The 26770-nt window shown below is 72.1% G+C and carries 22 protein-coding genes and 3 pseudogenes; 16 read left to right on the top strand and 9 right to left on the bottom strand.

The annotated features are described in order from the left end of the window. The first annotated feature begins 120 nt into the window (after positions 1 to 120). The 4 genes from hmgA to ACZ4O3_RS38720 all read left to right on the top strand — a co-directional run bounded on the left by hmgA (position 121) and on the right by ACZ4O3_RS38720 (position 4930). Positions 121 to 1476 (top strand): homogentisate 1,2-dioxygenase, encoded by a 1356-nt coding sequence (gene hmgA / locus ACZ4O3_RS38735; RefSeq protein ID WP_362725394.1) that lies wholly within the window; start codon positions 121 to 123, stop codon positions 1474 to 1476. 26 nt (positions 1477 to 1502) lie between these two features. Then, complete coding sequence (locus ACZ4O3_RS38730) at positions 1503 to 2252, top strand: GntR family transcriptional regulator (protein WP_362725396.1); 750 nt, start codon at positions 1503 to 1505, stop codon at positions 2250 to 2252. A gap of 12 nt (positions 2253 to 2264) precedes the next feature. Beyond that, complete coding sequence (locus ACZ4O3_RS38725; protein WP_467726903.1) at positions 2265 to 3416, top strand: type ISP restriction/modification enzyme; 1152 nt, start codon at positions 2265 to 2267, stop codon at positions 3414 to 3416. A gap of 317 nt (positions 3417 to 3733) precedes the next feature. Further along, positions 3734 to 4930 (top strand): CaiB/BaiF CoA transferase family protein, encoded by a 1197-nt coding sequence (locus ACZ4O3_RS38720; protein WP_467726901.1) that lies wholly within the window; start codon positions 3734 to 3736, stop codon positions 4928 to 4930. 15 nt (positions 4931 to 4945) lie between these two features. On the opposite strand, the gene ACZ4O3_RS38715 is transcribed toward ACZ4O3_RS38720, so the two are convergent. The 3 genes from ACZ4O3_RS38715 to ACZ4O3_RS38705 all read right to left on the bottom strand — a co-directional run bounded on the left by ACZ4O3_RS38715 (position 4946) and on the right by ACZ4O3_RS38705 (position 6687). Beyond that, on the bottom strand, positions 4946 to 5218 hold the full coding sequence (locus ACZ4O3_RS38715; protein ID WP_362732465.1) for a hypothetical protein: 273 nt from the start codon (positions 5216 to 5218) through the stop codon (positions 4946 to 4948). A gap of 126 nt (positions 5219 to 5344) precedes the next feature. Further along, positions 5345 to 6148, bottom strand: coding sequence for an anti-sigma factor (locus tag ACZ4O3_RS38710; protein ID WP_467726899.1), 804 nt, complete (start codon positions 6146 to 6148; stop codon positions 5345 to 5347). After that, a complete protein-coding gene (locus ACZ4O3_RS38705) occupies positions 6145 to 6687 on the bottom strand; it encodes a sigma-70 family RNA polymerase sigma factor (RefSeq protein WP_362729215.1) in 543 nt (180 codons plus the stop codon). Before ACZ4O3_RS38705 ends, ACZ4O3_RS38710 begins: the two co-directional genes overlap by 4 nt. A 206-nt stretch (positions 6688 to 6893) precedes the next feature. Between ACZ4O3_RS38705 and ACZ4O3_RS38700 the strand changes: the two genes are divergently transcribed. From ACZ4O3_RS38700 to ACZ4O3_RS38685, 4 genes are all read left to right on the top strand, one after another. After that, positions 6894 to 8417 (top strand): DUF4331 domain-containing protein, encoded by a 1524-nt coding sequence (locus tag ACZ4O3_RS38700; protein ID WP_362729213.1) that lies wholly within the window; start codon positions 6894 to 6896, stop codon positions 8415 to 8417. A gap of 144 nt (positions 8418 to 8561) precedes the next feature. Then, positions 8562 to 9968 carry a tetratricopeptide repeat protein gene (locus tag ACZ4O3_RS38695; RefSeq protein WP_467726897.1) on the top strand — a complete coding sequence of 469 codons (1407 nt, stop codon included), beginning with the start codon at positions 8562 to 8564 and terminating at the stop codon, positions 9966 to 9968. Positions 9969 to 9997: 29 nt separating this feature from the next. After that, complete coding sequence (locus tag ACZ4O3_RS38690) at positions 9998 to 11563, top strand: HoxN/HupN/NixA family nickel/cobalt transporter (protein ID WP_467726936.1); 1566 nt, start codon at positions 9998 to 10000, stop codon at positions 11561 to 11563. A 45-nt stretch (positions 11564 to 11608) separates the two neighbouring features. Then, on the top strand, positions 11609 to 13222 hold the full coding sequence (locus ACZ4O3_RS38685; protein WP_467726895.1) for a serine/threonine-protein kinase: 1614 nt from the start codon (positions 11609 to 11611) through the stop codon (positions 13220 to 13222). Between the two features lie 11 nt (positions 13223 to 13233). Here ACZ4O3_RS38685 and ACZ4O3_RS38680 read toward each other — a convergent pair whose 3' ends face one another. Next, the gene (locus ACZ4O3_RS38680) at positions 13234 to 14031 is read right to left on the bottom strand and encodes an SGNH/GDSL hydrolase family protein (protein ID WP_384996757.1); all 798 of its coding nucleotides are present in this window, start codon (positions 14029 to 14031) and stop codon (positions 13234 to 13236) included. Positions 14032 to 14311: 280 nt separating this feature from the next. Here ACZ4O3_RS38680 and ACZ4O3_RS38675 point away from each other — a divergent pair. From ACZ4O3_RS38675 to ACZ4O3_RS38665, 3 genes and pseudogenes are all read left to right on the top strand, one after another. Next, positions 14312 to 14879 (top strand): annotated as a pseudogene (locus tag ACZ4O3_RS38675) (lipopolysaccharide biosynthesis protein); the annotation flags it as partial. 292 nt (positions 14880 to 15171) lie between these two features. Continuing rightward, on the top strand, positions 15172 to 16266 hold the full coding sequence (locus ACZ4O3_RS38670) for a DUF5925 domain-containing protein (RefSeq protein ID WP_384996759.1): 1095 nt from the start codon (positions 15172 to 15174) through the stop codon (positions 16264 to 16266). 15 nt (positions 16267 to 16281) lie between these two features. Then, positions 16282 to 17052, top strand: a complete 771-nt coding sequence (locus tag ACZ4O3_RS38665) for a DUF72 domain-containing protein (protein WP_467726893.1) — start codon at positions 16282 to 16284, stop codon at positions 17050 to 17052. 7 nt (positions 17053 to 17059) lie between these two features. On the opposite strand, the gene ACZ4O3_RS38660 is transcribed toward ACZ4O3_RS38665, so the two are convergent. Beyond that, the gene (locus ACZ4O3_RS38660; RefSeq protein WP_467726891.1) at positions 17060 to 17428 is read right to left on the bottom strand and encodes a GntR family transcriptional regulator; all 369 of its coding nucleotides are present in this window, start codon (positions 17426 to 17428) and stop codon (positions 17060 to 17062) included. Positions 17429 to 17498: 70 nt separating this feature from the next. Between ACZ4O3_RS38660 and ACZ4O3_RS38655 the strand changes: the two genes are divergently transcribed. Further along, positions 17499 to 18428: a GNAT family N-acetyltransferase gene (locus tag ACZ4O3_RS38655; RefSeq protein ID WP_362718013.1), complete on the top strand. Its 930-nt coding sequence runs from the start codon at positions 17499 to 17501 to the stop codon at positions 18426 to 18428. Beyond that, positions 18409 to 18909: a ribonuclease FAU-1 family protein gene (locus ACZ4O3_RS38650; protein ID WP_467726889.1), complete on the top strand. Its 501-nt coding sequence runs from the start codon at positions 18409 to 18411 to the stop codon at positions 18907 to 18909. The genes ACZ4O3_RS38655 and ACZ4O3_RS38650 overlap by 20 nt, the downstream gene beginning before the upstream one ends. Before the next feature lie 26 nt (positions 18910 to 18935). Here ACZ4O3_RS38650 and ACZ4O3_RS38645 read toward each other — a convergent pair whose 3' ends face one another. Continuing rightward, positions 18936 to 19550, bottom strand: coding sequence for a class I SAM-dependent methyltransferase (locus ACZ4O3_RS38645; protein ID WP_467726888.1), 615 nt, complete (start codon positions 19548 to 19550; stop codon positions 18936 to 18938). Positions 19551 to 19691: 141 nt separating this feature from the next. Here ACZ4O3_RS38645 and ACZ4O3_RS38640 point away from each other — a divergent pair, with 141 nt between their 5' ends. Next, on the top strand, positions 19692 to 19826 hold the full coding sequence (locus ACZ4O3_RS38640; protein ID WP_362718018.1) for a hypothetical protein: 135 nt from the start codon (positions 19692 to 19694) through the stop codon (positions 19824 to 19826). A 24-nt stretch (positions 19827 to 19850) separates the two neighbouring features. Here the strand turns inward: ACZ4O3_RS38640 and ACZ4O3_RS38635 are convergent. Continuing rightward, positions 19851 to 20302 (bottom strand): annotated as a pseudogene (locus ACZ4O3_RS38635) (GNAT family N-acetyltransferase). A gap of 185 nt (positions 20303 to 20487) precedes the next feature. Here ACZ4O3_RS38635 and ACZ4O3_RS38630 point away from each other — a divergent pair. After that, positions 20488 to 21447, top strand: a complete 960-nt coding sequence (locus ACZ4O3_RS38630) for a lytic polysaccharide monooxygenase auxiliary activity family 9 protein (protein WP_467726886.1) — start codon at positions 20488 to 20490, stop codon at positions 21445 to 21447. A 76-nt stretch (positions 21448 to 21523) separates the two neighbouring features. Here the strand turns inward: ACZ4O3_RS38630 and ACZ4O3_RS38625 are convergent, their stop codons facing one another. Both ACZ4O3_RS38625 and ACZ4O3_RS38620 read right to left on the bottom strand, forming a co-directional pair. Then, positions 21524 to 22384, bottom strand: a complete 861-nt coding sequence (locus tag ACZ4O3_RS38625) for an esterase/lipase family protein (protein WP_467726884.1) — start codon at positions 22382 to 22384, stop codon at positions 21524 to 21526. A 170-nt stretch (positions 22385 to 22554) separates the two neighbouring features. Continuing rightward, a pseudogene (locus tag ACZ4O3_RS38620) lies at positions 22555 to 23003 on the bottom strand (MarR family winged helix-turn-helix transcriptional regulator). A 312-nt stretch (positions 23004 to 23315) separates the two neighbouring features. Here ACZ4O3_RS38620 and ACZ4O3_RS38615 point away from each other — a divergent pair. Then, the gene (locus ACZ4O3_RS38615) at positions 23316 to 26768 is read left to right on the top strand and encodes a DNA polymerase III subunit alpha (RefSeq protein ID WP_467726882.1); all 3453 of its coding nucleotides are present in this window, start codon (positions 23316 to 23318) and stop codon (positions 26766 to 26768) included. Positions 26769 to 26770: the final 2 nt, after the last annotated feature.

Here is a 26770-nt window from a genome sequence, read left to right as displayed (position 1 = left end):
CCCCTCGAGTCGGGTTCTCGCCGTCCCTCGCAGGGATGATCCCCGCCCTCTTGCACCCGCCCCCACTCAATCCTACGGTGATACATAGGAATCAGGCACTCACCGGTCCAGGGAGCGATCATGAGCGATGGGGGCACCTCCCGCGCGAGCGTGTTCGAGCGTGAGGGAGCGCGGAAGACCGCGGAAGGGCTGGCGTACCTGTCGGGGTTCGGCAACGAACACGCCTCGGAGGCGGTGCCGGGCGCCCTGCCGGAGGGCCGCAACTCCCCGCAGCGCGCCCCTCTCGGCCTGTACGCGGAGCAGCTCAGCGGTACGGCCTTCACCGAGCCGAGGGTCAACAACCGCCGCTCCTGGCTGTACCGGATCCGCCCCTCCGCCGCCCACCCGGCGTTCACCCGGGCCGCGGGCGACGGGGCGCTGCGCACCGCGCCCTTCACCGACGTCGCCCCGGACCCGAACCGGCTGCGCTGGAACCCGCTGCCCGAGCCGGCCCCCGGTACGGACTTCCTCGCCGGCCTGTGGACCCTCGGCGGCAACGGCGACGCGACCCAGCGCACCGGCATGGCCGTGCACCTGTACCACGCCAACTCCTCGATGGAGCGGGTCTTCTCGGACGCGGACGGTGAACTGCTGATCGTCCCGGAGCGCGGCGGGCTGCTGCTGCGCACCGAGTTCGGCCTGCTGCACATGGAGCCGGGACACATGGCGCTGATCCCCCGTGGGGTCCGCTTCCGGGTGGAACTGCTGGAGGCCACGGCCCGCGGCTATGTGTGCGAGAACTACGGCTCGCCCTTCCGCCTGCCCGACCTGGGCCCGATCGGCGCCAACGGCCTCGCCAACGCCCGCGACTTCCAGGCCCCCGTGGCCGCCTACGAGGACGTGGAGGGTCCGGTGGAGGTGGTCAACAAGTTCTGCGGCAGCCTGTGGACCAGCACATATGACCACTCCCCACTGGACGTCGTCGCCTGGCACGGCACACATGTGCCCTACCTCTACGATCTCCGCCGCTTCAACGTGATCGGCAGCATCTCGTACGACCACCCCGATCCGTCGATCTTCACGGTGCTGACGTCCCCGTCGGACACTCCCGGCCTGGCGGGGGTCGACTTCGTGGTCTTCGCCCCGCGCTGGCTGGTGGGCGAGAACACCTTCCGGCCGCCGTACTTCCACCGGAACGTGATGAGCGAGTACATGGGCCTGGTGGAGGGCGCCTACGACGCGAAGGCGGAGGGTTTCGTGCCGGGCGGCGGCTCCCTGCACAACATGATGTCCGCGCACGGTCCGGACCGGGAGACGTTCGACCGGGCGAGCGCGGCCGAACTGCGTCCGCAGAAGGTCGACGACGGCCTCGCCTTCATGTTCGAGACCCGCTGGCCGGTCACGCTCACCCCGCAGGCGGCGACCGCCGAGCACCTGCAACAGCGCTACGACGACGTGTGGCAGGGCCTGGAGCGCCACTTCCGGCCCTTGCACTGAAGATCCCCCGACGGTACGGATGCCCTGTGACCTCCTTCGCCCCGGACTCGATCGTCCTGAACCGCAAGCTGCCGCTCTGGTATCAGGTGTCGCAGTCACTGCGCGCCTCGATACTCGGGCGCTCGCCCCGGGATCCGCTCCGGCTGCCCACCGAGGAACAGCTCGCGGAGCACTACGGCGTGAGCGTGCTGACCATGCGGCAGGCGCTGAAGGAACTGGAGGACGAGGGCCTGATCAGCCGGCACCGCCGCCGGGGCACCTTCATCGAACCGGACGTGCGGCGGGGCACCCCGGTACGGCTCCTCGGCTCGGTGGACGCGATCGTGGCCCAGCAGTCCGGCATGACGGCCGAACTGCTGGACCACGGCACGGCACCCGTGGCGGGTGAACTCGCCGAGTACTTCCCGGATCTCGACGAGGTGGCGACGTACCACCGGCTGCGCAGTGACGAGCAGACCGGCGAGCCCACCAACCACGCCCGCAACCACGTCCGTCCCGAACTGGCCGAGCGCATCGATCCGCAGGACCTGGCCCGCCGGCCCATGACCAAGGTGCTCCGCGACGTGGTCGGCGCGGACATCAGCCGTATCACGGACACGGTCGAGGCCCGGCTGGCCGACCCGGAGACGGCCCGGCTGCTCCAGGTCCCCCTCCTCAGCCCGATCCTGCACTACACCGGAGTCACCTACGACACCGCCGGCCGGGTCCTGGACCTGGCGGTCATCCACTACCGGGGCGACCGTTTCTCCTTCACGGTCACCCTCGACGCCACCTGAACTCGTCGTACGATGCCGGGCGTGACGCACGACGACGCTCCGCCGCTGGCGGACCTCATGCCGTGGTCCGTCGCACCACTACGGCTCGGCCGGGGGTGGCCGACGGCCCCCGATCCGGCGACCCTCAAGGCCCGCTGGGACGCGCTCCTGAAGGCCGAGGGCCCCGAGCGCGAGACCCTGTTCGAACCGACGCGCGCCCGGACCCTCCATTCGGCCGTGCCCCAGCTGCCGGGGCAGCCGACCGGCACGGAGCGGCTGGCGGGGGCCTCGGGCCCGTGCGCGGATCCGGTCCGCGTGCTGTCCGCCCCGTTCGACGAGGAATGGCTCCTTCCGGACCACCGCCTCATCGACGCGGCCCGCCCGGAGTTGTGGCGGGTGGCCGACGGCCACCAGATCTTCGCGGTGGAGTCGGCCGAGGGCATGCCGCTGCTGGCGACCTCCCTGCTGCCCACGCTCCGTGCCGGTCGTGTCCGCCCGCTGTACCGCCGCCCGGGCGGCGGCGAACCGAACCTGGCACCGGGCCTGCTGGCGCACCTCGCCGACCGCCTGGGCCATGCCCTCGCCCCGCCGGACGTGCTGGCCTGGGCGCTGGCGGTGATCCGCCCGGACCACACGGTCCCGCTCACCGAGGACCCCGACCTGTGGTCCCGGGGCGTGCGGCTGGGCCGGCGGGCCCTGTGGCTGCTCCGCCGGGACGGCGAACGCCCGAAGCTCCCCGGCGGCCGCCGCCCCTACGTCCGCGCCCCGCTCCCCTCCCGCCCCCTCACGATCCGCTACGACCCGGAGGAGGAGACCCTGCACATCGACGAGGGCCGCGTCTCACCGGTACCGCCGCAGGCCTGGGAGTTCGCGGCGGGTGACGTGCGGGTCCTGGAGGCATGGTTCGCGGCCCGGACCGCCCCGGCACGACCGGGGACGCTGGCGGCGATCGTTCCGCAGTCCTGGCCCCAGGCGTGGACGTCGGATCTGCTGGAGCTCATCACGGTCCTGACCCTGCTCGCGGACGTACGGTCCCAGCGGGCCGCCCTGGAGATCGAGACCCGGATCACGGCGGCGCAGCTGACGGCGGCGGGCGTGCTCCCGCCCCCGGAGGCAGCCCGCAGACCGGCGTCGATCCTGGAGCACACGGAAGAGGGCCCGGCAGGTCAACTGACGCTGCTGTGACTCGTCCGCACGGGCTACGACGGTGTGAAGCCCAGCACCCGTCCGGTACCCTTCCGGCGCCCGCCAAGCCCCACGATGCCAGGCCGAGGGGCTCCGGGTCCTCCGCGAACGCCGCGAGTCCTCCGCGGATAGGCACCCGAGGCGGTCCGCCTCCGGGCCGGGCGGTCCGCGAGCGCCACCTGTTCGGCGACGCGCCCGCCGCCACGGGTCCGCTCGGCGGGCGCCCCATCCGGTCGCGGGTCCGCGCGCCCGGAGCGCGCTCCTGGTCGCCGTCCTCCTGCTGACAGGACCGCCGGTGGCGGGACATGATCCAGGCCATGGACCGTCTCCCGCTGCCCCTGGAGGGCATCACCGTCGTCGCCGTCGAACAGGCCGTCGCGGCACCGTTCGCCACCCGGCAGCTCGCCGATCTGGGCGCCCGGGTGGTCAAGGTCGAGCGGATCGACGGCGGCGACTTCGCGCGCGGCTACGACACCGCCGCCCAGGGGCTCGCCTCGCACTTCGTGTGGTGCAACCGGGGCAAGGAGTCCATCGCGCTGGACCTGAAGGACCCGCGCGGACTGGACGTCGTGGGACGACTCGTCGCGGGCGCCGACGTCTTCGTGCAGAACCTCGCGCAGGGAGCCGCCGCCCGGCTCGGCCTGGACGCGGCCACGCTGTGCGCCGCGCACCCCCGCCTGGTCGCCGTGGACGTCTCCGGATACGGCGCGTCGGGTCCGTACGCCGGCAAACGCGCGTACGACATGCTCGTGCAGTGCGAGGCGGGGCTGGTGTCGGTCACCGGCACGCCTCAGCAGCCGGTGAAGGCCGGGATCCCGGCGGCGGACATCGCGGCGGGCATGTACGCCTTCTCCGGCGTCCTCGCGGCGCTGGTGCGGCGCGGCACGACCGGCCGGGGCGGGCCGGTGCAGGTGTCCATGCTGGACGCGCTGGCCGAGTGGATGGGGCATCCGCTGCACCACACCCTGCACGGCGGGACCCCGCCGGAGCGCACCGGTCTGGCGCACGCGGTGATCGCACCGTACGACGCCTATCCGACCGGGGACGGCGGGCGGGTGCTGCTGTCGGTGCAGAACGACCGGGAGTGGCGACGGCTTGCCGAACAGGTGATCGGACGGCCGGAGTTGGGTTCGGATCCGGCGTTCGCGACGAACGCGGCGCGGGCGGCGAACCGGGCACGGACCGACGAGCTGGTCGCGACCGCTCTCGGATCGGTCGGCGCGGACGAGGCGGTGGCACGCCTGGAAGCCGCGGGCATCGCCTGCGCACGGCTGCGGGACCTGTCCGAGCTGGCGGAACATCCGCAGCTGGCGGCCCGGGAGCGGTGGCGGGAGGTGGGGTCGCCGGTCGGACCGCTGCGTGCGTTGCTGCCGCCCATCACGCTGCCGGGCGGGGACGAGGCGCGGATGGGGGACGTACCCGCGCTCGGACAGCACACCGACGCGCTGCTGCGTGCCGTGGGGATGACGGACGCCGAGACAGCAGCGCTGCGCCGGGACGGTGTGGCTGCCTGAGCGCGAGCCTGACGGTCAGTGCTTGTCGCTACCGCCGAACAGCGAACGGCGTAGCCGACGAAGCGGCGCGAAGAGGGAGACGCGGCTGACCCGCGCACCCCGGTCGCTGCGGCGTGCGGGCTCACGCGCGGTCAGCTCACGCATCAGTGACGTCGCCTCGATCGCCTGCTGCTGCGGTATGGCGGGACCCGCCAGTACCGACAGATGGCGGTCGAGGCGCGAACTGGTCGCGCTGCTCCCGCAGGTGATCGCAGGAACCCTCGCCCTGCTGCGTGTTATCTGTTCCATGTCACTCCCCACCCGTACGAGTCCACCCGGCCCGGGCAGGGTAACCCTATCGCCCCGATGGGGCACTCGTGTATCGCGGTCACAGGATTCACCTTTCCCGCAAGGCTGTTGACGACCCCTCTTAGGCTACTCTCCGAATCCGACCGATTTCAGGGCGAGTTGGACAATCGGCTGGCTGGTGGGCTGCGGAGAGCCACCGGCGGGCTCGACGGTTACGGCGAGTGACGTGGCGGACGTGTCGAGACCGGTCGCGACCAAGGGCGTGTCGGTCTTGAAAAGCCCGAGGGAGCGCGGTTGCGCACGGGGGCGCATGAGCCAGAGCTGGTGCACGCGCCCCTTCGACAGCGCGCCGTATCCGCTGAGCGTGACGACGGCCTGCCGCTCCGAAGCGGAGACCACGGCTCCGATACTTCGGCCCTGGGCGTCCTTGCCGCTGGTCGCACGGGCGTCGGTCGCGGCCAGGACGTGGGCGATCTCACTCGACTGGGCCCGCGCCGCGTCGAGTTGGTCCTGGGTCCGGTCGGCCTGCACCGCGAACAGGGAGGCCACGACCAGCGCGGCCGCCGCGGTGGCGGTGGCGAACGGCACGAACAGCGGGCGCTGCCGTCTGCGCGGCGGCGGGGGCTGCGCACCCCAGACGTGCGGCGGCAGACTGGGAACGCGCTCCCGGGCGGGAGCCGCCGCCTGCGGGGTGGCGCGTACGGCGGCCAGGACCCGGTCGCGCATCGCGTGGGGCGGCGGGGCCGCCGTGGACCAGGCCAGCCGTACCGCGTCCTCGGTCAGCGCCCGGACCTCGGCAGCGCACCGGTCGCAGCCCCCCAGGTGCTTCTCGAAGCGGCGCCGTTCGCTGGGCTCCAGGGCGTCCAGGGCGTAGGGCGCGGCCAGCGAGTGCAGGTCCTCGCGGTGCAGCAGGCGGCCGACCAGGCTCATACGGCACCTCCCAGGCAGTCACGCAGCCGGGTGAGTCCGTCGCGCATCCGTGTCTTGACCGTGCCCAGCGGCAGTTTGAGCCGCTCGGCCACCTCGCGGTAGGTGTAGCCGTCGTAGTAGGCGAGGGTGACCGACTGGCGCTGCAGGGCGGTGAGGCGGTCCAGGCACCGGCGTACCCATTCGCGCTCCAGCCCGGCCTCCACCTCCTCGGCGACCTGGTCGAAGGCCGGTTCGCCCGCGCGCAGCGCCTCGCGCTGCTCGCGTTCGCCGGCCGCGCGGGCGCTGCGCACCCTGTCGACGGCGCGGCGGTGGGCGAGGGTGAGGATCCAGGACAGGGCACTGCCACGGGCCGGATCGAACTTGGGTGCGGAGCGCCAGAGTTCGAGGAGCACCTCCTGGGCCACCTCCTCGGACTGGGCGGGGTCCCGGACCACGCGTCGCACAAGTCCGAACACCGGACCGGACACCAGTCCGTAGAGGTCCTCGAACGCCTTCTGGTCGCCGGCCGCGACGAGCACCAGCAGTTCGTCCGCCTCCACCCCGTTCCCCCTTCTGTGGCCGCACCCGGCCCGTCCTCCCACACCAGGCATTCGCAACTGACGCACCTCCGGCAGAAGTACGTACGCGCGGGCCGAAAACGCGGGTCGAGCAGGAAGAAAAGATTTTTTTCTTCCGACCAATCCAAACGGCCGTCCCGTTCCGTATACCCGTCCGTCAAGCAAGTTGGGACCGAGGGACGGACGGCATGACACCTCTAATCTCCAGGAGTGGCGCGGGGCGCAAGGGCCTTGTCCCGCTCATCTGTGGGGCACTGGCCACCGGCGGGATCACAGCCGCCAGCGTCGCCGCGCTGGAACCGGGAGCGGCCTCCGCCTCCTCCCACCGGGAAGCCCCGCTCATCTCGGGCACCCCGCAGTACGACAACACGGACCTGTACGCGTTCGTCAGCCCGGACAAGCCCGACACCACGACCATCGTGTCGGACTACATCCCCTTCGAGGAACCGGCGGGCGGCCCGAACTTCTACCAGTTCGCCGACGACGCCCAGTACGACATCCACATCGACAACAACGGTGACGCGAAGGACGACCTGATCTTCCGTTACACCTTCCGCACCCAGATCAAGAACAAGAAGACGTTCCTCTACAACACGGGTGTGGTCGACAACCTGACCGACCCCGACCTGAACGTCACGCAGGCGTACAACCTCGACCTGATCAAGTTCAGGAACGGCAGGCAGCAGCACACGACGAGGATCGCCAGCGACGTGCCGGCGGCCCCCTCGGACGTCGGCAAGGCGTCGATGCCGGACTACGGGAAGCTGCGCTCCCAGGCCATCTACAAGACGGTCAACGGCGGCGCGACCTTCGCCGGCCAGGCGGACGACCCGTTCTTCGCCGACCTGCGCGTCTTCGACCTGCTGTACGGCGGCAACCTCTCCGAGGTCGGCCGGGACACCCTCAAGGGCTACAACGTCAACACGATCGCCCTCCAGGTGCCGAACTCGCTGATCCGGCAGTCGGCGTCGCGTCCCACCGTCGGCATCTACGCGACGACCCAGCGCCGGAACGCGCAGGGCTACTACGCCCAGGTCTCGCGCCTCGGCAACCCGCTGGTCAACGAGGTCGTCAACCCGCAGAAGGACAAGGACAAGTTCAACGCGTCCCAGCCCAAGGACGACGCGCAGTTCCTCAAGAACGTGACCAACCCGGAACTGCCGAAGCTCATCGAGGCGATCTACAACATCAAGGCGCCGAAGGAACCGCGCAACGACCTCGTCGACGTGTTCCTCAAGGGCGTCAAGGGCCTCAACCAGGAGCAGCCGTACGCGACGCCGTCGGAGATGCTCCGCCTGAACACGTCCATCAAGCCCACCGCCAAGCCCAAGCGGCTCGGTGTCCTCGACGGCGACAACGCGGGCTTCCCGAACGGGCGCCGGCTCACCGACGACGTGATCGACGAGGCGTTGCAGGTCGTCGAGGGCGAACTGGTCGGTTCGAAGAACGACCTGGGCGACGCGGTCGACAAGAACGACAAGGGCTTCGAGAAGTACTTCCCGTACGTGGCCGAGCCGACGTCCGGCTCCCGCGGAGCGCTCGCCAAGGCTGCCGGGAGCAGCACGAAGAGCGCGCTGGGTGACGCCCTGACCAGTTCCGACAGCAGCAACACGACGCTGATCGCCGGGTCCGCGGCCGCGGGTGCCGCGGGCGTCCTGCTGATCGGCACGGCGTTCGGCTGGTGGCGCCGCCGGATGCAACGGCCGTACTGAACGCCGTCGCGAGGAAGACAAGGGGGCGGTCCCCCGCCCCTTCCGGGGCGCTCAACGCCCCCCAGTGACCGGCGCGGCCCGCTTCCCACCCAATCCCCCACGGCAGCGGGCCGCGCCACCGTGCGACATCTACGAGGAGAGGGCATGGCCCCGGGTACGAACGACAAGCAGGCCGCCGGCCCGAAGGACGACGAGCGGGTCACCGCCCTGCGCCGCTTCGCCGCCGCGGGGCGGAACTGGCGGCGCGCGCAACTCGCGGGTTCCGCCGTGCTGCTGGCCATCGCGTTGACCGGTGGTGCGATCGCCGTCGGGGCGTCGGGGGACGGCGGTACGCCGATGGCCGCGTCGAGTGCCGTGTCACCGGCGATGCTGGCGAGCGGGGACCTCGACAGCAGCATCGCCTCCCTCCAGGCCCATCTCCGCACCCAGCCGAAGGACTCGGACAGCTGGGCCACCCTGGGCCTCGCCTACGTCGAGCAGGCGCGCACCAAGGGCGATCCGTCCCGCTACCCGCAGGCGGAGAAGTCCCTCAGGCGCGCGCTCCGGATCACCCCGGACAACGACCAGGCGCTGGCCGGCCAGGCCGCGCTCGCGGCCGCCCGGCACCAGTTCGCGCAGGCGCTCACCCACGCGGACCGAGCCCTCGCACAGAATCCCTACAACGCCGGCGCCCTGTCCTCCCGTATCGACGCCCTGGTCGAACTCGGCCGCTACGGCGATGCGGCGAAGGCCGCCGATCTGGCCGACCGGCGCAAGCCGGGCGTACCGGTGTTCACCCGGTACGCGTATGTGCGGGAGCTGCGGGGCGACGTGCGGACGGCCCGGCAGGTGCTCCAGCAGGCGCTGTCCACGGCCACCTCGAAGGGCGACATCGCCTACGTGGCCGCGCAGCTCGGCCTGCTCGCCTGGAACCAGGGCGACTACAGGAGCGCGCTGGACTACTACGCCCGCGCGCTGACCGCCGACGAGAACTACCTCCCCGCGCTGGAGGGCCGGGCCCGCGCCCAGGCGGCGACCGGCGACCGGGCCGACGCCATCAAGGGCATGGAACTGGTCGTCTCCCGCTACCCCCTGCCCCAGCCCCTCGTCGAACTCGGTGAGCTGTACGAGGACCGTAACGCCAAGGGCGACCGGGCGAAGGCGGCGGACCAGTACGCGCTCGTCGAGGCCTGGATCGCGCTCGCCCGCGCCAACGGCGTCAACGCCGACCTCGACACCGCGCTCGCCGCCGCCGACCACGGCGACAAGGCCGAGGCACTGAAGGCGGCCCGCGCCGAGTGGGCCCGCCGCCGCACGGTGCACACGGCGGACGCGCTGGCCTGGGCCCTGCACGTCAACGGCAAGGACGAGGAAGCGCTGCCGTACGCCCGCCGGGCCACCGCCACCGGCTACCGCAACGCCTCCTTCGGCTACCACCTGGGCATGATCGAGCTGGCCGACGGCGACCGGACGGCCGGCCGGGCCGCCCTCACCAAGGCCCTCGCGCTCAACCCCGGCTTCTCCCCGCTGGGCGCGCGTACGGCCCGCAAGGCGCTGGAGGACTCGAAGTGAACCTCCGCCGCGCCGCCGCCCTGTTCGTCATGGCCGGCGGCCTCACGCTCCTGCCGGCCACGGCCGCGAGCGCCCACCCGCTCGGCAACTTCACGGTCAACAAGTACGACGGTCTGGTCGCCGCCCCCGGGCAGCTCCGCGTCGACCATGTCGAGGACCTGGCCGAGATCCCGGCGACGCAGGCCAAACCGGACCTGAAGCGGCTGGGCACGGCCAGGTGGGCCGAGCAGCGCTGCGCGACCGCGGCCGACGGCAGCAGACTCACCGTCGGCGGCAGGGCGACCGCGCTCACCGTCGCGGCCGGCCACGCGGAACTGCGGCCCGGCCAGGCCGGTCTGCACACCCTCCGGGTGGAGTGCCGGTTCACCGCGCCCCTACCCGAGGGCGGCACGGCCGACCTCTCCTTCCACAGCGCGGGCGCCGACACCGGTCCCGGCTGGCGGGAGATCACGGCCCGCGGCGACCGGATGACACTGACCGCGACGGACGTACCGAGGACGTCCGTCTCCCACGAACTCACCAGCTACCCCAAGGACCTGCTCTCCTCCCCGGCCGACGTCACGTCCGCCGCGGTGCGCGTGCGGCCGGGCGGCCCGGCCCTCGCCGAGGAACGCCAGGACGCCCCGGGTGCCGCGATCCTTCCCCGGGGCGTCGACCGCTGGACCCAGGCCCTGACCGACCTGGTCGCCCGCAACCACCTCACCGTCGGCTTCGCGGCGATCGCGCTGTTCATCGCGATCGGACTCGGGGCGATGCACGCGCTCGCACCGGGCCACGGCAAGACGTTGATGGCGGCGACGGCGGCGGCCCGCGGCGGCCGCGCGCGCCTGCGCGACGTCCTCCCGCTGGCGGCGTCGGTCACGGTCACCCACACCCTGGGCGTGGTGGCCCTCGGCATCCTGGTCACGGCGGGCTCTGCGGCCACTCCGTCGGTGATCGCCTGGCTGGGCATCGCGAGCGGCCTCATGGTCCTGGCGGCCGGCGCGAACCTGACCCGCAGGGCATGGCGGAACCGGGAGCACCAGCACACACCCGCACCCGACCACGGCCACCACCACCATCATCACGATCACCAGCACGAGGTGTCCGAGGTGCGGGAGCCGGCCCTGGTCGGGGCGCAGGAACACACGCGCGCCCACACGCACGGACACGACCACGGGCATGACCACCTTCATGGCCACGACCACGACCACGGCCACACCGGCCTGGCGCACAGTCACGGCGGGTTCACCCACACCCACTCCACGGCCCCCACCCTGCGCGGCACCCTCCTCCTCGGCTTCGCCGGGGGCATGGTCCCGAGCCCCTCCGCCGTGGTCGTGCTCGTCGGCGCCGCCGCCCTCGGGCAGGCCTGGTTCGGACTGCTGCTCGTCGTCGCCTACGGCGTCGGTCTCGCACTGACCCTGACCGCCGCCGGATTCGCCGTCGTCAAGCTGGGTACGGGAATGACCCGGGTGCTGGACAAACGCCCACGGTGGACCACCCACCCCATGGCCACACTGGTCCGCAGGACCACCCCGCTCGCCTCGGCGCTCGTGGTAGTGGCCCTGGGCGCCGGACTGGTCCTCAAGGGCGCCGCATCCGCACTGCTCTGAGTTACGTTTGTGATGAATCAGCGCGAGCTGCCGTGGGGAGCACCCGTGACCGAAGAGCCGGGCCGTGAGCGAGTGATCGCGGGCCGCTACAGACTGCTGTCCCCGCTCGGTGAGGGTGGCATGGGCACCGTGTGGCGGGCCCGGGACGAGGTGCTGGGCCGCGAGGTCGCCGTCAAGGAGGTGCGGGCGCCGGCCGGGCTGCCCGGCTCCGACGTCGAGCGGATGTACGCCCGTCTGGAGCGCGAGGCCTGGGCCGCGGCCCGGGTCGCGAACCGCAACGTGGTGACGGTGTACGACGTGGCGATGGAGGGCGGACGGCCCTGGATCGTCATGGAGCTGATCCGCGGGGTGTCCCTCGCGGACGTACTGGACTCCGAGGGCCCGATGTCCCCGCAGCGGGCGGCCGGCATCGGCGCCGAGGTGCTGTCCGCGCTGCGGGCCGCGCACGCCGCCGGGGTGCTGCACCGGGACGTGAAACCGGGCAACGTGCTGTTGTCGAACGACGGGCGGGTGGTACTCACCGACTTCGGGATCGCCACCGTCGAGGGCAGCTCGGCGCTGACCATGACCGGCGAGGTGATCGGTTCACCCGAGTATCTGGCCCCGGAGCGGGCGTTGGGGCGCGCGTTCGGCCCCGAGTCGGACCTCTGGTCGCTCGGAGTGCTGCTGTACGCGGCGGTGGAGGGCACCTCCCCGTTCCGGCTGGACACCCCGCTGAACACGCTCCGTGCCGTGGTGGACGAGGAGTTGCCCCCGCCCCACCGTGCGGGTGCCCTGGCTCCGGTCATCGAAGGGCTGCTCCGCAAGGATCCGGCCGGGCGGCTGCCGGCCGAACAGGCCGAGCGGGACCTGCGGCTGATCGCGTCGGGCGGCACGCCCTCGTTCGGGGGCACCCCCGGCACCGCCGCCACCGTGCCGATACCGGGGCGGTACGACGCCCCGTCACGTGTCGCACGTCAGCAGCAACCGCCGTCCCCCACCACGCCGTTGCCCACTCCCACGGACACCCGGCCGCCCGCGTCCGACCGCGACGGAAACCGCAGGGCCGGTACCGTGCTGATCATCGGGCTGGTGCTGGTCGTCCTCGCGCTCGGCGGGCTCACGTACGCCCTGCTCAACGGTGGCAACGGCGAGAAGGGCGACGACAACGCCGGTCCCAGCCAGTCGGCCGGCAGCCTCAGCTCCCCGGCGCCCAGCCGGAGCGGCAGGACGGAGTCCACGACGCCGTCGCCGTCGCCGTCGGCGAGCAGCAGTGCGGCGGCGCAGAGCGTGAGGGTCGGCGTGACCGGGTCCGGCACCGACTACTCGGGGAGCTGCCCTCCGCCGACCGAGCAGGCCCCCGCCTTCACGGCGACGTTCACGGTCGGCAGGGTGCCCGCGGAGGTGCAGTACCGCTGGGTGCTGAAGAAGGGGTCACTCGACGACCAGGGGTGGAAGACGCTGTCCTTCCCGGACGGCGGCGGGAAGACCCGGCAGACCAAGGTGACCGTGACGACCTGGTCCGACAGCGGGACGCTGAAGGACGCGATCGCCGTCGAGGTACGCAGCCCGGTGACGGTGACGTCCGACTCGGTGCCGTTCTCCGTGACCTGCACCAGGACGACGGAGACCCCGTCCGACGGGGCCTCCTCTTCGCCTTCGCCTTCAGGTTCGGACTGACGTACCGAAGCTCACGCGTTGTTGGTCAGGGCCGGCAGATAGCCGCCGGAGTGGCCGGACGCGGTGGGGTGGTACGACTCGCCGATGTCCAGCCAGTTGACGCTGTGCAGCCAGGAGCTGCTGGAGCAGATCTCGTGGCCGGTGAACGTGGTGCGGACGTCGCCGAAGACGAAGCCGTGGTCGGCGGCGCGCTTGGCGATCGCGGCGTCGATGTAGTCGGCGGCGTTGTTGATGGCGGAGCGCTTGGTCGAGGAGAGGCCGAGGCAGGTGGTGCCCAGCTTGTAGAAGCGGGGATAGCCGAGCACGACGACCCTGGCGTGGGGAGCCCTGGCGGTGATGGCGTCGTACACGGTGTCGAGCTTGCCGGGGAGTGTGGAGTCGACGTAGGCCTCGGCTGTGTCGATCCGGGACAGGCAGGTGCTGTCGGAGCTGAGCACACAGGTCGTCATGACGTCCGCGAAGCCGGCGTCGTTGCCGCCGATGGTGATCGAGACCAGGGTGGTGGCGGAGCTGAGCGTGGCGAGCTGGCCGGAGAGCACGTCGTCCGTGGTGGCGCCCGAACAGGCCAGGAACGAGAACGAGGACGGGCTGTGGGCGGCGTTCCACAGATACGGGTAGGCCTTCGTGCTGCGGTCGCAGCTGCCGCTCGAACTGATGTAGCTGCCGGCGCCGACACCGGACGAGTACGAGTCACCGAGCGCCACATAACCACCGGTCGCCGCCTGCGCCTCGGTTGCGGCTCCGGCGAGTGCGAGGCCGGATGCGAGGAGGAGCGAAGTCACGTATGCCGTAATTCGGGAACGTCTCATGGAACCTCCCTTTAGCAGGATCTCTGCCACAACCGTCGTACCAATGACGCGTGTTGACGGGAAGTGTCCATGCCAAGACTTTTCGGCGCCTCAACCGGTCCGCACCGGGCCGATGCCGTAAAGGAATTGGGCGACTTGCCCTCAGGAGACATCAGGTGTCCCCGGGGAACGGTCATGTCCGCAGGCCCGCCTGACGCTCCGCGTTCGCCCGCGCGAGTCGGCCATGCGGGCCATACGGCTCAGGACACCGTCACCCCAGGGCGGCGCACGGCAACGACCAGGACCGGGGAGGGACCTGGGACCGCTGCTCACGGGCGCCGCGACCGCCGTCGCCGGGACCGGCGCGCTGCTCGCACTGACCGACTCGGGCACGGCCGGCGGCATGATGCTGTTCGCCGTCCGGGGCTGGTGGCGGCGGCGCTTGCACCGGTACCGCGACGTACGGCGGCGAGACGGCCCTGCGGGTCTTCATGTTCACGCTGCCGGGCGCCGCCCTGCCGGCGGGTCTCGCCCTGTTCCCGCGTACCGGTGCCACGGCGAAGGAGCGTGCGGAGGACAGGGGCAGCCTGGCCCCGGTGGCCGCGCTGCTGGCAGGTCTGCTGCTCATGGGCGGCTTCCTGGTGGCCCGTTGGGGCAACGAGTCCTTCGAGCGGGTCCGGCCCGGCGAGGCCGCCGCGATGGACTGGGTCTACGCCCACGACAGGCCAACCGTACGGCTGCTGTGACTGAGCAACGACACGGTCGCCGCCGTGACCCCGGCGATCCCGTGGGGCACGAAGGACATGGAGCGGGTCGACTACCTGCCGACGCAGGCGCCGACCGACCTGGCGCTGGTGTCGGGCCTGGTCAACCCCCGGGGAGCGTGTCGACCACTGTCACGATCAGGGCGAGAGCGGCCACGCCCACACCGAGCAGGGCGGTGAGTCGCCACCGCCGAGCCCCCGAATGCCACTCATGACGTCCCATCAGGGACAACAGTAAGGGTGGAAATCACCCCCGGGGCAGGTATCCGGGATCGGCGGCGCGCAGCAGGGCCGGGGGGACACTCCGGATACTCCGGAAGCTCGGCGCACACCCGACACTCTCCGCCCACTTCGGAAAACGGGTGCGCGGCGGGCCCCGTTGTCGGATCATGGCGGCATGTCTGCCAAGCCGCACGAGACGCTGCCGATCCGGCTCAACGTCGACGACTCCGACTCGCCGTCCGACGTCGTCGACGCGCTGTTCCTCGGCCGCTTCGCGACGGGTGAGCAGCCGTATTCGCACGCGGCCAACATCGACCGGGTGCGCACCGGGGCGACCCTGCTGCCGAAGGAGGCGCGGGTGCTGCGGGTGGCCCGCGACGACGACCGCAGCGCGACCCTGGCGGAGGGGGACGGCTGGACCCTCCTCGTCTCCCGCTGGAACCGGGGCGCGGACGTCACGGTCACCGCGACCACCGCCGAGCTGGCCTCGAAGGTGCTGAACGAGGCGACGGACGGCGCCGCGGACGAGCCGGAGCCCCAGCCGGACAACGTGACGATGGGGTTCTGGTACGTCTCCCCCAGGCGCGGCCCGCACCGCACCACCCGCCAGATCTCCGCCGGCACCTGGGACGAGGTCCGCGCCAACTACACGGCGCCGGTGGCGGAGGCGATGGACCGCCTGATGAAGACGACGCCCGAGGACATCGCCGGCCGTCTCCTGCTGCTGCACGGCCCGCCGGGCACCGGCAAGACCTCCGCGCTGCGGACGCTCGCCCGGTCCTGGCGGGACTGGTGCCAGGTGGACTGCGTCCTCGACCCCGAGCGGCTCTTCTCCGACGTCGGCTATCTGATGGACATCGCGATCGGCGAGGAGGACGGCGCCGGCAAGGGCCGCTGGCGGCTGCTCCTGCTGGAGGACTGTGACGAGCTGATCCGCGGCGAGGCCAAGCACACCGCGGGCCAGGCGCTGTCGAGGCTGCTGAACCTCACCGACGGGCTGCTCGGCCAGGGCCGCAACGTCCTGGTGGGCGTCACCACCAACGAGGACCTGGAACGTCTGCACCCCGCCGTGGTCCGCCCCGGCCGCTGCCTGGCCCGTATCGAGGTGGGCGCGCTGACCCGCCCCGAGGCGGTGAACTGGCTCGGCACGGACGAGGGGGTGGGCCGCGACGGAGCGACCCTGGCGGAGCTGTACGCACTACGCCGCGGCACGGCGCCGACCTCGGTACCGGGCGCGCGGGAGGACGCGGACGCGGGGCTGTACCTGTAGTGCTTTGATAGGGACATGCCCCTGTTCATCGGGACCTCGGGCTGGCAGTACAAGGACTGGCGGGACGTCCTGTACCCGGCCGGCACACCCGTGCGCCGGTGGCTGGAGGAGTACGCGGCGCACTTCACGACCGTCGAACTGAACAACGCGTTCTACCGTCTGCCGAGCCGCGAGAACTTCGAGTCCTGGCGGGACCGGGTCCCCGCCGGCTTCGTGATCGCCGTCAAGGCGAGCCGCTATCTCACGCACATCAAACGCCTGAAGGATCCCGCCGAGCCGGTCGACCGTCTGATGAACCGTGCGGCCGGCCTCGGCGACCGGCTGGGCCCGGTCCTCCTCCAGCTCCCGCCGACCCTCCGGGCCGACCCGGCCCTGCTGGACGCCTGCCTGGCGTGCTTCCCGTCCGGCACGAGGGTGGCGGTGGAACCCCGCCACGACTCCTGGTGGACGCGGCAGACGCGCGCGGTCCTGGAATCCCGGGCAGCGGCTCTGTGCTGGGCCGACATCCAGGCCCACCCCATGACCCCGCTCTGGCGTACGGCCGACTGGGGCTACGTCCGCTTCCACGAGGGCCGGGCCACGCCCTGGCCCCGCTACGGCTGGCGCGCTCTGGAGACCTGGATCGACCGCATCGCCACGGCGTATCCCAGGAGGGCCGATGTCTACACGTACTTCAACAACGATCCGGGCGGAGCGGCGGTGCGGGACGCCGCGGCTTTCGGGAGAGCGGCGAGGAGGGCGGGGCTGCCGGTGGCACGGGCACCGCACCCGAGCGTCAGCGGCTGACCGCACCTCACTCTCCGTAGGCCGCCCGCAGGGCGTCCCGCACCGCGGCCAGCGCCGCCTTCTCGCCCAGCCCCAGCCTGCGCACCCGCTCCGCGTACGCCTGTGCGGCCGACGACGCCTCACGTTCGGCGGCCGAGCCGGCGGCCGCCACGAACGTGCCGTTGCGCCCCCGCGTCTCGATCACGCCGTCCGTCTCCAGCGCCCGGTACGCCTTGGCCACCGTGTTCACGGCCAGCCCGAGCGAGTCGGCCAGTCCCCGTACCGTCGGCAGCCGGTACCCCACCGGCAGCACCCCGCCCCGCGCCTGCTCGGAGATCTGCGCCCTTACCTGCTCGTACGGCGGCGCGCTGTCATCGATGTGGATCTTCAGAGTCACGGCCCGATTCTCCCGTATCCGCCGGAAAATGAGAGGCATCACGTGTTCGCCCCCGCATAGCGTGCGCCCCATGACAGTGATCGTGCGCGATCTGCGCCCCGATGTCCGGTCGGACGCCGAAGGCTTCGTCCGGGTGCGGCGGCTCGCCCTGCCCTACTTGCTGTTCACCCCGGAGTCCCTGGTCCACGACCTGACGCACACCCACCCCGACGCCCGTTTCCGCCAGCTGGTCGCGGAGGAGGACGGCGAGATCATCGGCACGGCCCAGGCCGGCCTCGCCCACGAGAGCACCGAGCCGGGCCAGGGCTTCGCCAACGTGTACGTCCATCCGCGGCGCACCGGCCGGGGCGCCGGCACCCTCCTGGTCCGTACGGCGGAGGCGCACCTGTCGCAGGCCGGCGCGAGAACCTCGTACGCCTGGGTCCTGGACGCCCCGGCCCACCGCGCCTTCGCCGAGCGTCGCGGATACGCGGCGCGCCGCTCCGCCCACTTCCTCCGTCTCGACCTCGCGCACGGCACCCTCCCCCCGCTGCGGACTCCCCCGCCCGGCGTCGAACTCCGCTCCGCCGCCGACTTCGCCGAGGACCCGCGTCCGCTCTTCACCCTCGACGCGGAGACGACGCTGGACGAACCGAGCGACATCGACACCGAGTTCGCCGACTACGAGGCGTGGCTGGAGACGACCTGGCGGCATCCCCTGTTCAGCCCCGAGCTGACCTCGGTCGTCCTGGTGGACGGACGTCCGGCGGCGTTCAGCGCGGCGCGCACCGACGGCGGCCCACGTTATGGCACGGTCATGACCGGCACGGCCCGTGCCTTCCGCGGCCGGGGCCTGGCCAAGCTCGCCAAGAACCACTCCCTGCACCGCGCCCGCGCCGCCGGTTGCACGGAGGCGTTCACGGGCAACGACAGCGGCAACGGCCCGATGCTGGCGATCAACAAGTGGTTCGGCTACGACATCTGCGCGACGGAGGTCAGATATGTCCGTGAACTCGGCTGAGTCACCGGTCACGGTGGACGTCGTCCTGGTCAAGGCGGGCCGCACGAAGATCCGTTACCCCGCCGAGCTGCTGCACGACGACGGCGTCCGGATCGCCGTACGCGCGCCGTGGGCCGGTGACGTCGCCCGCGACTTCGGCTTCGTCCGTTTCGAACAGGGCGATGTCTTCACCGAGTTCTACTGGCGCGACCGCTGGTACGCGGTCAAGGAGGTCCGTGCCGCCGACGGCACGCTCAAGGGCTGGTACTGCGACGTCACCCGACCGGCGACGCTCACCGGCGGTGAACTGGTCGTCGAGGATCTCGACCTGGACCTGTGGCGGTCCGCCGACGGCACGGACGTACGCCGGCTGGACGAGGACGAGTTCGCCGAGAGCGGGCTGGCGCAGCGGGACCCGGCCGCCGCCGCGGCCGCCGTGACGGCGCTCGACACGCTGGAGACGCTGGCCCGCGAGGCCGGCTTCGAGACCCTGCTGTCCTGACGTCCCCTACCGGCCGTCACGCCCTGTCACACCGTCGCCACCACCGCGTACCGCTCGTCGTCCACCTCCTTGCCCCACAGGTCCGCCTGCCCCGACAGCCGCTCCAGGCGCACGTCCGCGGCGAGCGGTGTCAGCAGGGCGATGAGCCGCCCGGCGGGTATGCCGACCGGCGCCGCCGTCCCCCACACCCCCTCCACCAGCACGAACCGCCCGCCGGGACGCAGCAGGCCGCGCCAGTGCCGCAGCACGCGCGCGGGATCGGGCAGCGCCCACAGCACATGCCGTACGAGCACGGTGTCGAAGAGCCGCTCGCCCACCGGCGGTGCCGCCGCGTCGCCGAGCAGGAACACCGCGTCACGGCCGGCCAGCTTGGCGCGGGCCCGCTCCACCATCGCCGGCGAGCTGTCGACCCCGGTGACGTGATGGCCCTGCTCGGCGGCGAGCAGGGCCAGGCTGCCGGTGCCGCAGCCGAGGTCGAGCAGATCGGCGGGGCGTGCCGGCAGCCAGGTCCCGAGCCGCTCGGCCCAGGCCGCGCGCACCTCGGGCGGGCCCAGCCCATGATCCGGCTCGGCGTCGAAGGTGGCGGCCTGCGCATCCCAGTCGACACTCACCGCGACTGTCCGGTCACTCCTGTTCGTCATGCCCCAAGCGTGACACCCACCACTGACACTCGGTCCGTGTGACAGCGACCACTGACAGACCGGCACCGATGAGGAACTCTCGCCAAAAGGGTCTATCTCCGTGACAAACACGGAACTCGGTAGGCACTGAAGGAGGCAGCCATGCGCCGCACAACCGTGCAGAAGCCCCTGAAGAAGACGGAAAGCCGCCGGATCCGCGAGGAGGCGGACCAGCGCCCCGCCGGACGTCCCGAGGTACGGAAGGACATCGCACGCACCTGGTGGCCGGACGGCTGACCTGGCCGGGTTCCCCCCGGCCTCTCAGCTCAGCCGCTTGCGGTAATGGACACGGTCGTACGGCCCGTCCACGCGCCGCCCGACGACCTCGTAGCCGTACTTCGGGTAGAGCTCCCGGTTCTCCCGCATCAGCGCGTTGGTGCAGAGCCTGACCTCGGACAGGCCGAGCGCACGCGCGCGTGCGTCCACGAACTCCAGCAGCCGCCGCCCCACCCCCCCTGGCCACGCGCGTCGGGGTGGACGGCGATGCTGTCGAGGAAAAGGTGGTCGTCGTGGGCCTCGATCACGACGAGCCCGGTCACCGGTTCCCCGACGACGAACACCCTGCCCGCGGCCACGTCTGCCGCGTGGTCCGCCTCCATGGGCTGCGGCACCACACCGATGTGTGCGACGTAGGGGTGGTACGCCATGCCGGTCAGGGCCTTCACGGCCGGTACGTCGGCGGCCCGGGCGGGCCGGATCTCGTCGTTCGTCATGGCACGGACACCAACTACCTCAGCGCAGTCCGAACACTCCCTTAAGGCGACCATAAGGATCTCTTCCGCCCGCTCCCAGCAGGCGATTCCGCGGTTTCTTGGGGCTAGCTTTCTGATCGCCCCCACGGGATCCAGCCCGGCGGTACGAACCCGCCCCGAGGACCGTCGCTCCGAGGAGTTCCCGCATGTTCGCAGCACGCCGCAAGGCCGCCGTCGCCGTCGCGCTCGGCGTGGGTGCGGCCGCTCTCGCCGCCGCCCCCGCGTCCGCGCACGGCACGATGGGCGACCCGGTCAGCCGGGTCGCCCAGTGTTACGCGGAGAACCCGGAGAGCCCGACGTCGCAGGCGTGCAGGGCGGCGGTCACGGCCGGCGGCACCCAGGCCCTCTACGACTGGAACGGCATCCGCATCGGCGACGCGAACGGGCGGCACCAGGCGCTGATCCCGGACGGCAGGCTGTGCAGCGCGGACAACGACGAGTTCAAGGGCCTCGATCTGGCCCGCGCCGACTGGCCGGCGACGAACGTGAGCGGCGGGCCGTACACCTTCAAGTACCGGGTGACCGCGCCGCACAGGGGCACCTTCAAGGTGTACCTCACGAAGGCCGGTTACGACCCGGCCAAGCCGCCGGCCTGGGCGGACCTGGATCTCGATCACCCCGTGGCAACGGCCACCGACCCGGTCGCCGCCGGCGGTTTCTACACGTTCTCCGGACGGCTCCCGGAGCGCACCGGCCGTCAGCTGCTGTATGCGATCTGGCAGCGTTCGGACAGCCCGGAAGCCTTCTACTCCTGTTCGGACGTGGACTTCGGCGGCAGCGCCGGTACGGGTACCGGAACGACCGGCGCCGCCTCCCCGCCCCCGAGCGCCTCCGCCCCCACCGACGGGCAGATCGCCGCCGGTGCCGACAAGTCGACGATCGGGCATCACGGCCACGGCGACGACGACGCCGGCACGTCGGCCGAACCGAGCAGCCGCCCGGCGCCCGACAACGCCGTCGCGGCGGACGGGAGTTCGAAGACGGTCCTGGCCGAGACCGGCGGCAGCGGCAGTACGCCGTATCTCGCGGTCGGCGGGGCGGCCGCCCTGGCGCTGGGCTCCGGTGCGCTCTTCATGTCCGTACGGCGACGGGCGCACCGGCACTGATCCCTCATGACTCCCCGGGGCCTGACCGGCGGCTCAGGCCGGACAGGCCCCGGCGGCGTTCAGCCGGGCGGGCCGCTCAGCTGAACGCCGAGGCACAGCTGGTGGTGGTGGCGTGTGCCGGGTCGAGCGCGTTGGCCACCTCGTGGAAGGCGATCCGGTCGAAGAGTCCGATGGCCACGTGCTCGGAGAGGTCCAGCGAGCACAGGTCCTGGAGCAGGACGTTGTGGACGTCCGAGCCGCTCAAATACTGGCTCTGCCAGGGGGTGGCCACCTCGTCGTACTTGGTGGAGATCACCGTGTAGTGCACTCCGGGGACGGTGTCGCCGCCCGCGTTGAGCTTGGTGAGGAAGGCGGAGCCGGGGATCTGGTCGGCGAGGCCGGGGGTGGTGGCCTTGATCAGGTCCGAGGCGCCGGGGAAGTACGGCAGCAGGTTGGTGAGGCCGCTGAGGGTGGCGCCGTGGTTGTCGGGGGCGAGGCCGACGAGGGCGTTCACCTTGGCGGCGCCGCCGAGGAACTTCAGGTAGTAACGGGGCATCATGCCGCCCTGGGAGTGGCCGACCAGGTCGGCCTTGGCGGCGCCGGTCGCGGAGAGCACCTTGTCGACGTAGGCGGAGAGTTGCTCCGCCGACTTGTCGATGGGGCCGAGACCGTAGAAGACGGGGACGCCGGACAGCTGCCCGTAGTCGAGGGAGAAGACGCAGTACCCGCGGTCCTCCAGGTACGGGGCGAGGGAGAGCCAGTTGTCGACGGAGTTGCCCAGCGTGCCGTGGACCAGGATCACCGGGCGGGGGTGGGCGGCGGAGGGGCGGCAGGAGTAGTCGTTCCAGCCGGTGCTGGGGGCGCTCGACGCATGGGCGGTGGCGACGGGGACGGTGGCGACGGCGGCGGCGAAGAGCAGTGCGGTCAGGGGTCTGAGCACTCGCTTCCAGGGCAGCATCGTGTGATCTCCTTGCGGCTCAAGGGAGTTGCGACGGCCTTACGCCCTGTGATCCGGATCACGAGGATGCTGTTTCACTCATCAAGTTACGGACGAGTAGTGCAAGCGTGAAGTTACGCGTCGGTAAAACTTCCGAGTAACCAGTCGCGTGGCACCCGCCTGACGGGATGTCACCAGCCGGGCCTGAGGGGACCATAGGGCGCGATACGCGGCAAACCGTCCCGCAACACGCGCACTTCACCCTCCCCGACGCGTCACTCCAGCCCCGCACGACCTCCGCGGCCGCCTCCTCCGCCGCTCGCGCGCACGCCCACCCCCGCTCGGTGAGCACGACCAGCCGGGCCCGCGCACCCCCGGGACGCACCCGCCGCTCGGCACACCCCTGGCGTACGGCTTCGTCGACGAGCCGATCCGCCGCCTGCCCGGTCACCCCGAGAGGCGCGGCGAGCTCGGTGACGGTCGCCCCGTCCGGGGCGAGCCGCGCGAAGACGAAGCCATGGGCGGCCCCGACCCCCTCGAGGCCGCGGGCGACGACCCCCGCGTCGATGCGCCGGGTCAGCTCGCCGGCGACGGCGAGCAGGACTGCGGAGAGGACCACGGCCTCGCCGTGCGGGCGCACCAGCACGCCGCCGGGGCCCGCCGAAAGGGGCCCCGGCCGGCGAACCGGCGGACCGTGCCCTCGGCCACTCCCCCGGTGGACCGACCACGAAGATCGCGGAGACGATTTCGCCCAACTGCCCCGCCACGCCGGAGAGTCGACCGGACGGCGCCCGTTCGGGACGCCGCCCCTCCCTCAAGAATCGCTGATGCGTTCGAATCTAGTGTCGCCTACCTGGACTGATGAGGTTAGAGTAATCGAACGCGAGTACGATGAACATATCGGGCGTATCAGGTTTGTGGCCGAAAAGGGGTGGAGTGATGGAGGTGCGGCATGACGGGCTTCGCCCATCTGCACGTCGCGTCCGGTTACTCCGCCCGCTACGGCGCCTCCCATCCCGAGCAACTCGTCCGGCGGGCGGCGGACCGTGGCATGTCCGCGCTCGCGCTCACCGACCGGGACACGGTCACCGGGGCCGTCCGCTTCGCGCAGGCCTGCGCGAAGGACGGGGTCCGGCCGGTCTTCGGCATCGACCTGGCGGTGGCGGCTCTCGCGCCTCCGCCGCCGGGCCGGCGCCGCCGCACCCCGGCGCGCGGTGGGGCGCACGTGATCGAGCCGCCACTGCGGTTCGTGCTGCTCGCCCAGGACCGGGCGGGCTGGGCCCGGCTGTGCCGGATCACCTCGGCCGCCCATGTCGGCGCCGTGTCCGGCACCCCGCCGGTGGTGCCGTGGGAGGCACTGCGCGAGTACGGGGGCCCCGGCCTGACCGTGCTGCTCGGCCCGCTCTCGGAACCGGCAAGGGCGCTGTCGGCGGGCCGGGAGGACGTGGCGATGAAGCTGCTGGCGCCCTGGCAGGAGATCTTCGGGAAGGGCGTTCGATTGGAAGCCGTCGCGCAGAAACGTTCCGGCACGGGTCCGGGCTCCTTGCGCCTGGCGGCCCGCACCCTCGCCCTGGCCGACCGCACCGGCGCCACCGCCGTCCTCTCCAACGCCGTCCGCTACGCCGACCCCGAGCAGCACCGCCTAGCCGACGTCCTGGACGCCGCCCGGCTGCTGCGGCCGATCGACCGGCGCCGGCTGGACAGCGGAGAGCGCTGGCTCAAGGACGAGAGAGGAATGGAGACCGTCGCCCTCATGATCGCCGAATGCGCCGCAGGAGACGTCCGCCGGGCCCGCCGGCTGCTGGCGGACACCGCCGCCACGGCCGCCGAGTGCACCGTCGACCCCGCGGCCGGCCTCGGGCTCGGCACCCCGCACCTCCCCGAACCGGCGCTCTTCGGCGCCGAACCCACAGCCGGCGGCGCGGCCCGGCTGCTCCGCCTGCGCAGCGAGGCCGGCCTGGCCCGGCGCGGCCTCGACCGCGACCAGGAGGCGCTCGCCCGGCTCGACGAGGAGCTCGCCGTCATCTCCCACTGGAACTACGACGCGTACTTCCTCGCCGTCGGCCAGGTCGTCGCCGACATCCGGGCCAAGGGCATCCGGGTCGCCGCCCGCGGTTCCGGCGCCGGTTCCCTGGTCTGCCACGCCCTGGACATCGCCACCGCCAACCCGCTCGACCACCGTCTGCTGTTCGAACGCTTCCTGAGCAGACGCCGGGAGTCCCTGCCCGACATCGACATCGACGTGGAGTCCGCCCGCCGCCTGGAGTGCTACGACACGATCTTCGAGCGGTTCGGCAAGGAGCGGGTCGCGGTCACCGCGATGCCCGAGACCTACCGGGCGCGCCGGGCCCTCAGGGACACCGGTCTCGCGCTCGGCATCGCCCCCGCCGACGTCGACCGGATCGCCAAGAGCTTCCCGCACCTGCGCGCCTGCGACATCACCGGCGCCCTCGCCGAACTGCCCGAGCTGCGTCAACTGGCCACCGAGGCACACCGCTACGGCCCCCTGTGGGAACTCGCCGAAGGCCTCGACTCCCTCGTCCACGGCATGGCCATGCACCCCTGCGGTGTGGTCATCAGCGACGCCACCCTCCTGGACCGGCTGCCGGTGCAGCCCACCCCGCAGGGCGACTACCCCATGGCCATGGCCGCGAAGGAGGAGATCGAGGCGCTGGGCAACATCAAGCTCGACGTGCTGGGCGTGCGGATGCAGTCCGCGATGGCGCACGCCGTCACCGAGATCGAACGCACCACCGGTGACCGCATCGACCTGGACGACCCCGGGCAGGTGCCGCTCGACGACGTCTTCGCGTTCAAGCTCATCCAGGCCAGTCAGACCCTCGGCCTGTTCCAGCTGGAGTCCCCCGGCCAGCAGGACCTGCTCTCCCGGCTCCAGCCCCGTGACGTCCAGGACGTCATCGCCGACATCAGCCTCTTCCGTCCGGGGCCGGTAGCCGGCGGCATGCCCGAGCGCTACATCGCCGCCCGGCACGGCGGCACGCCCGACTACGCCCACCCGGACCTCGGGCCGGTCCTCGCCGACACCTACGGCGTGACCATCTGGCACGAGCAGATCATCGAGACGCTGCGGGTGCTGACCGGTTGCGACCGGGCCTTCGGCGAGATCACCCGGCGGGCGCTCGGCGACAAGGAGCAACTGCCAAGGATCAAGGACTGGTTCCACGAGCGGACCCGTGAGCGCGGCTACAGCGCGGCCGTCCGGGACGAGGTCTGGAGCACCGTCGAGGCCTTCGGCGCGTACGGCTTCTGCCGGGCCCACGCGGTCGCCTTCGCCGTGCCCGCGCTGCAGAGCGCCTGGCTCAAGGCGCACTATCCGGCGTTCCTGCTGGCCGGCCTGCTCGAACACGACCCCGGGATGTGGCCCAAGCGGGTCCTGGTCTCCGACGCCCGCCGCCGTGGGGTCCCGGTACTGGCCGTCGATGTCAACCGCTCCCGGGTGCGGCACACCGTGGAGATGACCGAGAAGCAGGAGTGGGGCGTGCGGCTCGCGCTGTCCGCGGTGCACGGCATCGGTGAGGACGAGTGTGCCCGGATCGAGGCGGGACAGCCGTACGGATCACTGTCGGACTTCTGGCAGCGGGCCCGCCCCAGCAGACCCGTCGCCGAACGCCTCGCCGAGATCGGCGCGCTCACCTGTCTGCACGACGGCCGGCTCACCCGCCGCGACCTGCTGCTCCAGATCGCCGAACTCCACCGCCAGTCCCGCAACCGGACCGCGGCCTCGGGCCAACTGCCCATCGACACCGGCGCGATCGGCGGGGCGGAGCCGAGCGGGCTGCCGGAGATGACCGGCCGTGAGGCCCTGAGCGCCGAGCTGAGCACCCTCGGCATCGACATCTCCCGGCACCTCATGGAGCACCACCACCGGCTGCTGCGCGAGATCGGCGCCACCGACGCGGCCCACCTGGCCGGGCTGCGCGCCGGTCAGCAGGTACTGGTCGCGGGGGTGCGGGCCTCCACCCAGACCCCGCCGATCGCGAGCGGCAGGCGGATCATCTTCGTCACCCTGGAGGACGGCTCCGGCCTGGTCGACCTGGCCTTCTTCGAGGACTCCCACCCGGCCTGCGCCCACACCGTCTTCCACAGCGGCCTGCTCCTGGTCCGCGGCACGGTCCAGGTGCGCGGCACCCGCCGTACCGTCGTCGGCACCATGGCCTGGGACCTGGACGAGATCGCCGCCGCCCGCCGCGACGACGGCCCCCAGGCCGCCCTCGCCCTCCTCGGCGCAGGCCGCCCGCACCCGACCCCCGCCCAGCCGACGCGCACCCTGGCCGACGGCACCGCGGGCGCCCGGCTGCACCCGTACGCCGACCTCCAGCCCGCCGGCACCCGCTCCGCCGACCTGAAGAAGTTCGGCCACCGAAGCCCCGGGAGCGCGGGATGAAC

The organism is Streptomyces sp. NPDC026515 (assembly GCF_055567595.1).
This window is presented reverse-complemented; position numbering and strand designations above follow the sequence as displayed.

Excerpts from the sequence above, each read along its gene's own strand:
- ACZ4O3_RS38650 (WP_467726889.1), top strand. The coding sequence starts at position 18,409 with ATGTCCGTGAACTCGGCTGAGTCACCGGTCACGGTGGACGTCGTCCTG.
- hmgA (WP_362725394.1), top strand. The coding sequence starts at position 121 with ATGAGCGATGGGGGCACCTCCCGCGCGAGCGTGTTCGAGCGTGAGGGA.
- ACZ4O3_RS38655 (WP_362718013.1), top strand. The coding sequence starts at position 17,499 with ATGACAGTGATCGTGCGCGATCTGCGCCCCGATGTCCGGTCGGACGCC.
- ACZ4O3_RS38665 (WP_467726893.1), top strand. The coding sequence starts at position 16,282 with ATGCCCCTGTTCATCGGGACCTCGGGCTGGCAGTACAAGGACTGGCGG.
- ACZ4O3_RS38725 (WP_467726903.1), top strand. The coding sequence starts at position 2,265 with ATGCCGGGCGTGACGCACGACGACGCTCCGCCGCTGGCGGACCTCATG.
- ACZ4O3_RS38695 (WP_467726897.1), top strand. The coding sequence starts at position 8,562 with ATGGCCCCGGGTACGAACGACAAGCAGGCCGCCGGCCCGAAGGACGAC.
- ACZ4O3_RS38640 (WP_362718018.1), top strand. The coding sequence starts at position 19,692 with ATGCGCCGCACAACCGTGCAGAAGCCCCTGAAGAAGACGGAAAGCCGC.
- ACZ4O3_RS38615 (WP_467726882.1), top strand. The coding sequence starts at position 23,316 with ATGACGGGCTTCGCCCATCTGCACGTCGCGTCCGGTTACTCCGCCCGC.
- ACZ4O3_RS38720 (WP_467726901.1), top strand. The coding sequence starts at position 3,734 with ATGGACCGTCTCCCGCTGCCCCTGGAGGGCATCACCGTCGTCGCCGTC.
- ACZ4O3_RS38715 (WP_362732465.1), bottom strand. The coding sequence starts at position 5,218 with ATGGAACAGATAACACGCAGCAGGGCGAGGGTTCCTGCGATCACCTGC.
- ACZ4O3_RS38670 (WP_384996759.1), top strand. The coding sequence starts at position 15,172 with ATGTCTGCCAAGCCGCACGAGACGCTGCCGATCCGGCTCAACGTCGAC.
- ACZ4O3_RS38625 (WP_467726884.1), bottom strand. The coding sequence starts at position 22,384 with ATGCTGCCCTGGAAGCGAGTGCTCAGACCCCTGACCGCACTGCTCTTC.
- ACZ4O3_RS38680 (WP_384996757.1), bottom strand. The coding sequence starts at position 14,031 with ATGAGACGTTCCCGAATTACGGCATACGTGACTTCGCTCCTCCTCGCA.
- ACZ4O3_RS38645 (WP_467726888.1), bottom strand. The coding sequence starts at position 19,550 with ATGACGAACAGGAGTGACCGGACAGTCGCGGTGAGTGTCGACTGGGAT.
- ACZ4O3_RS38710 (WP_467726899.1), bottom strand. The coding sequence starts at position 6,148 with ATGAGCCTGGTCGGCCGCCTGCTGCACCGCGAGGACCTGCACTCGCTG.
- ACZ4O3_RS38630 (WP_467726886.1), top strand. The coding sequence starts at position 20,488 with ATGTTCGCAGCACGCCGCAAGGCCGCCGTCGCCGTCGCGCTCGGCGTG.
- ACZ4O3_RS38690 (WP_467726936.1), top strand. The coding sequence starts at position 9,998 with ATGGCCGGCGGCCTCACGCTCCTGCCGGCCACGGCCGCGAGCGCCCAC.
- ACZ4O3_RS38700 (WP_362729213.1), top strand. The coding sequence starts at position 6,894 with ATGACACCTCTAATCTCCAGGAGTGGCGCGGGGCGCAAGGGCCTTGTC.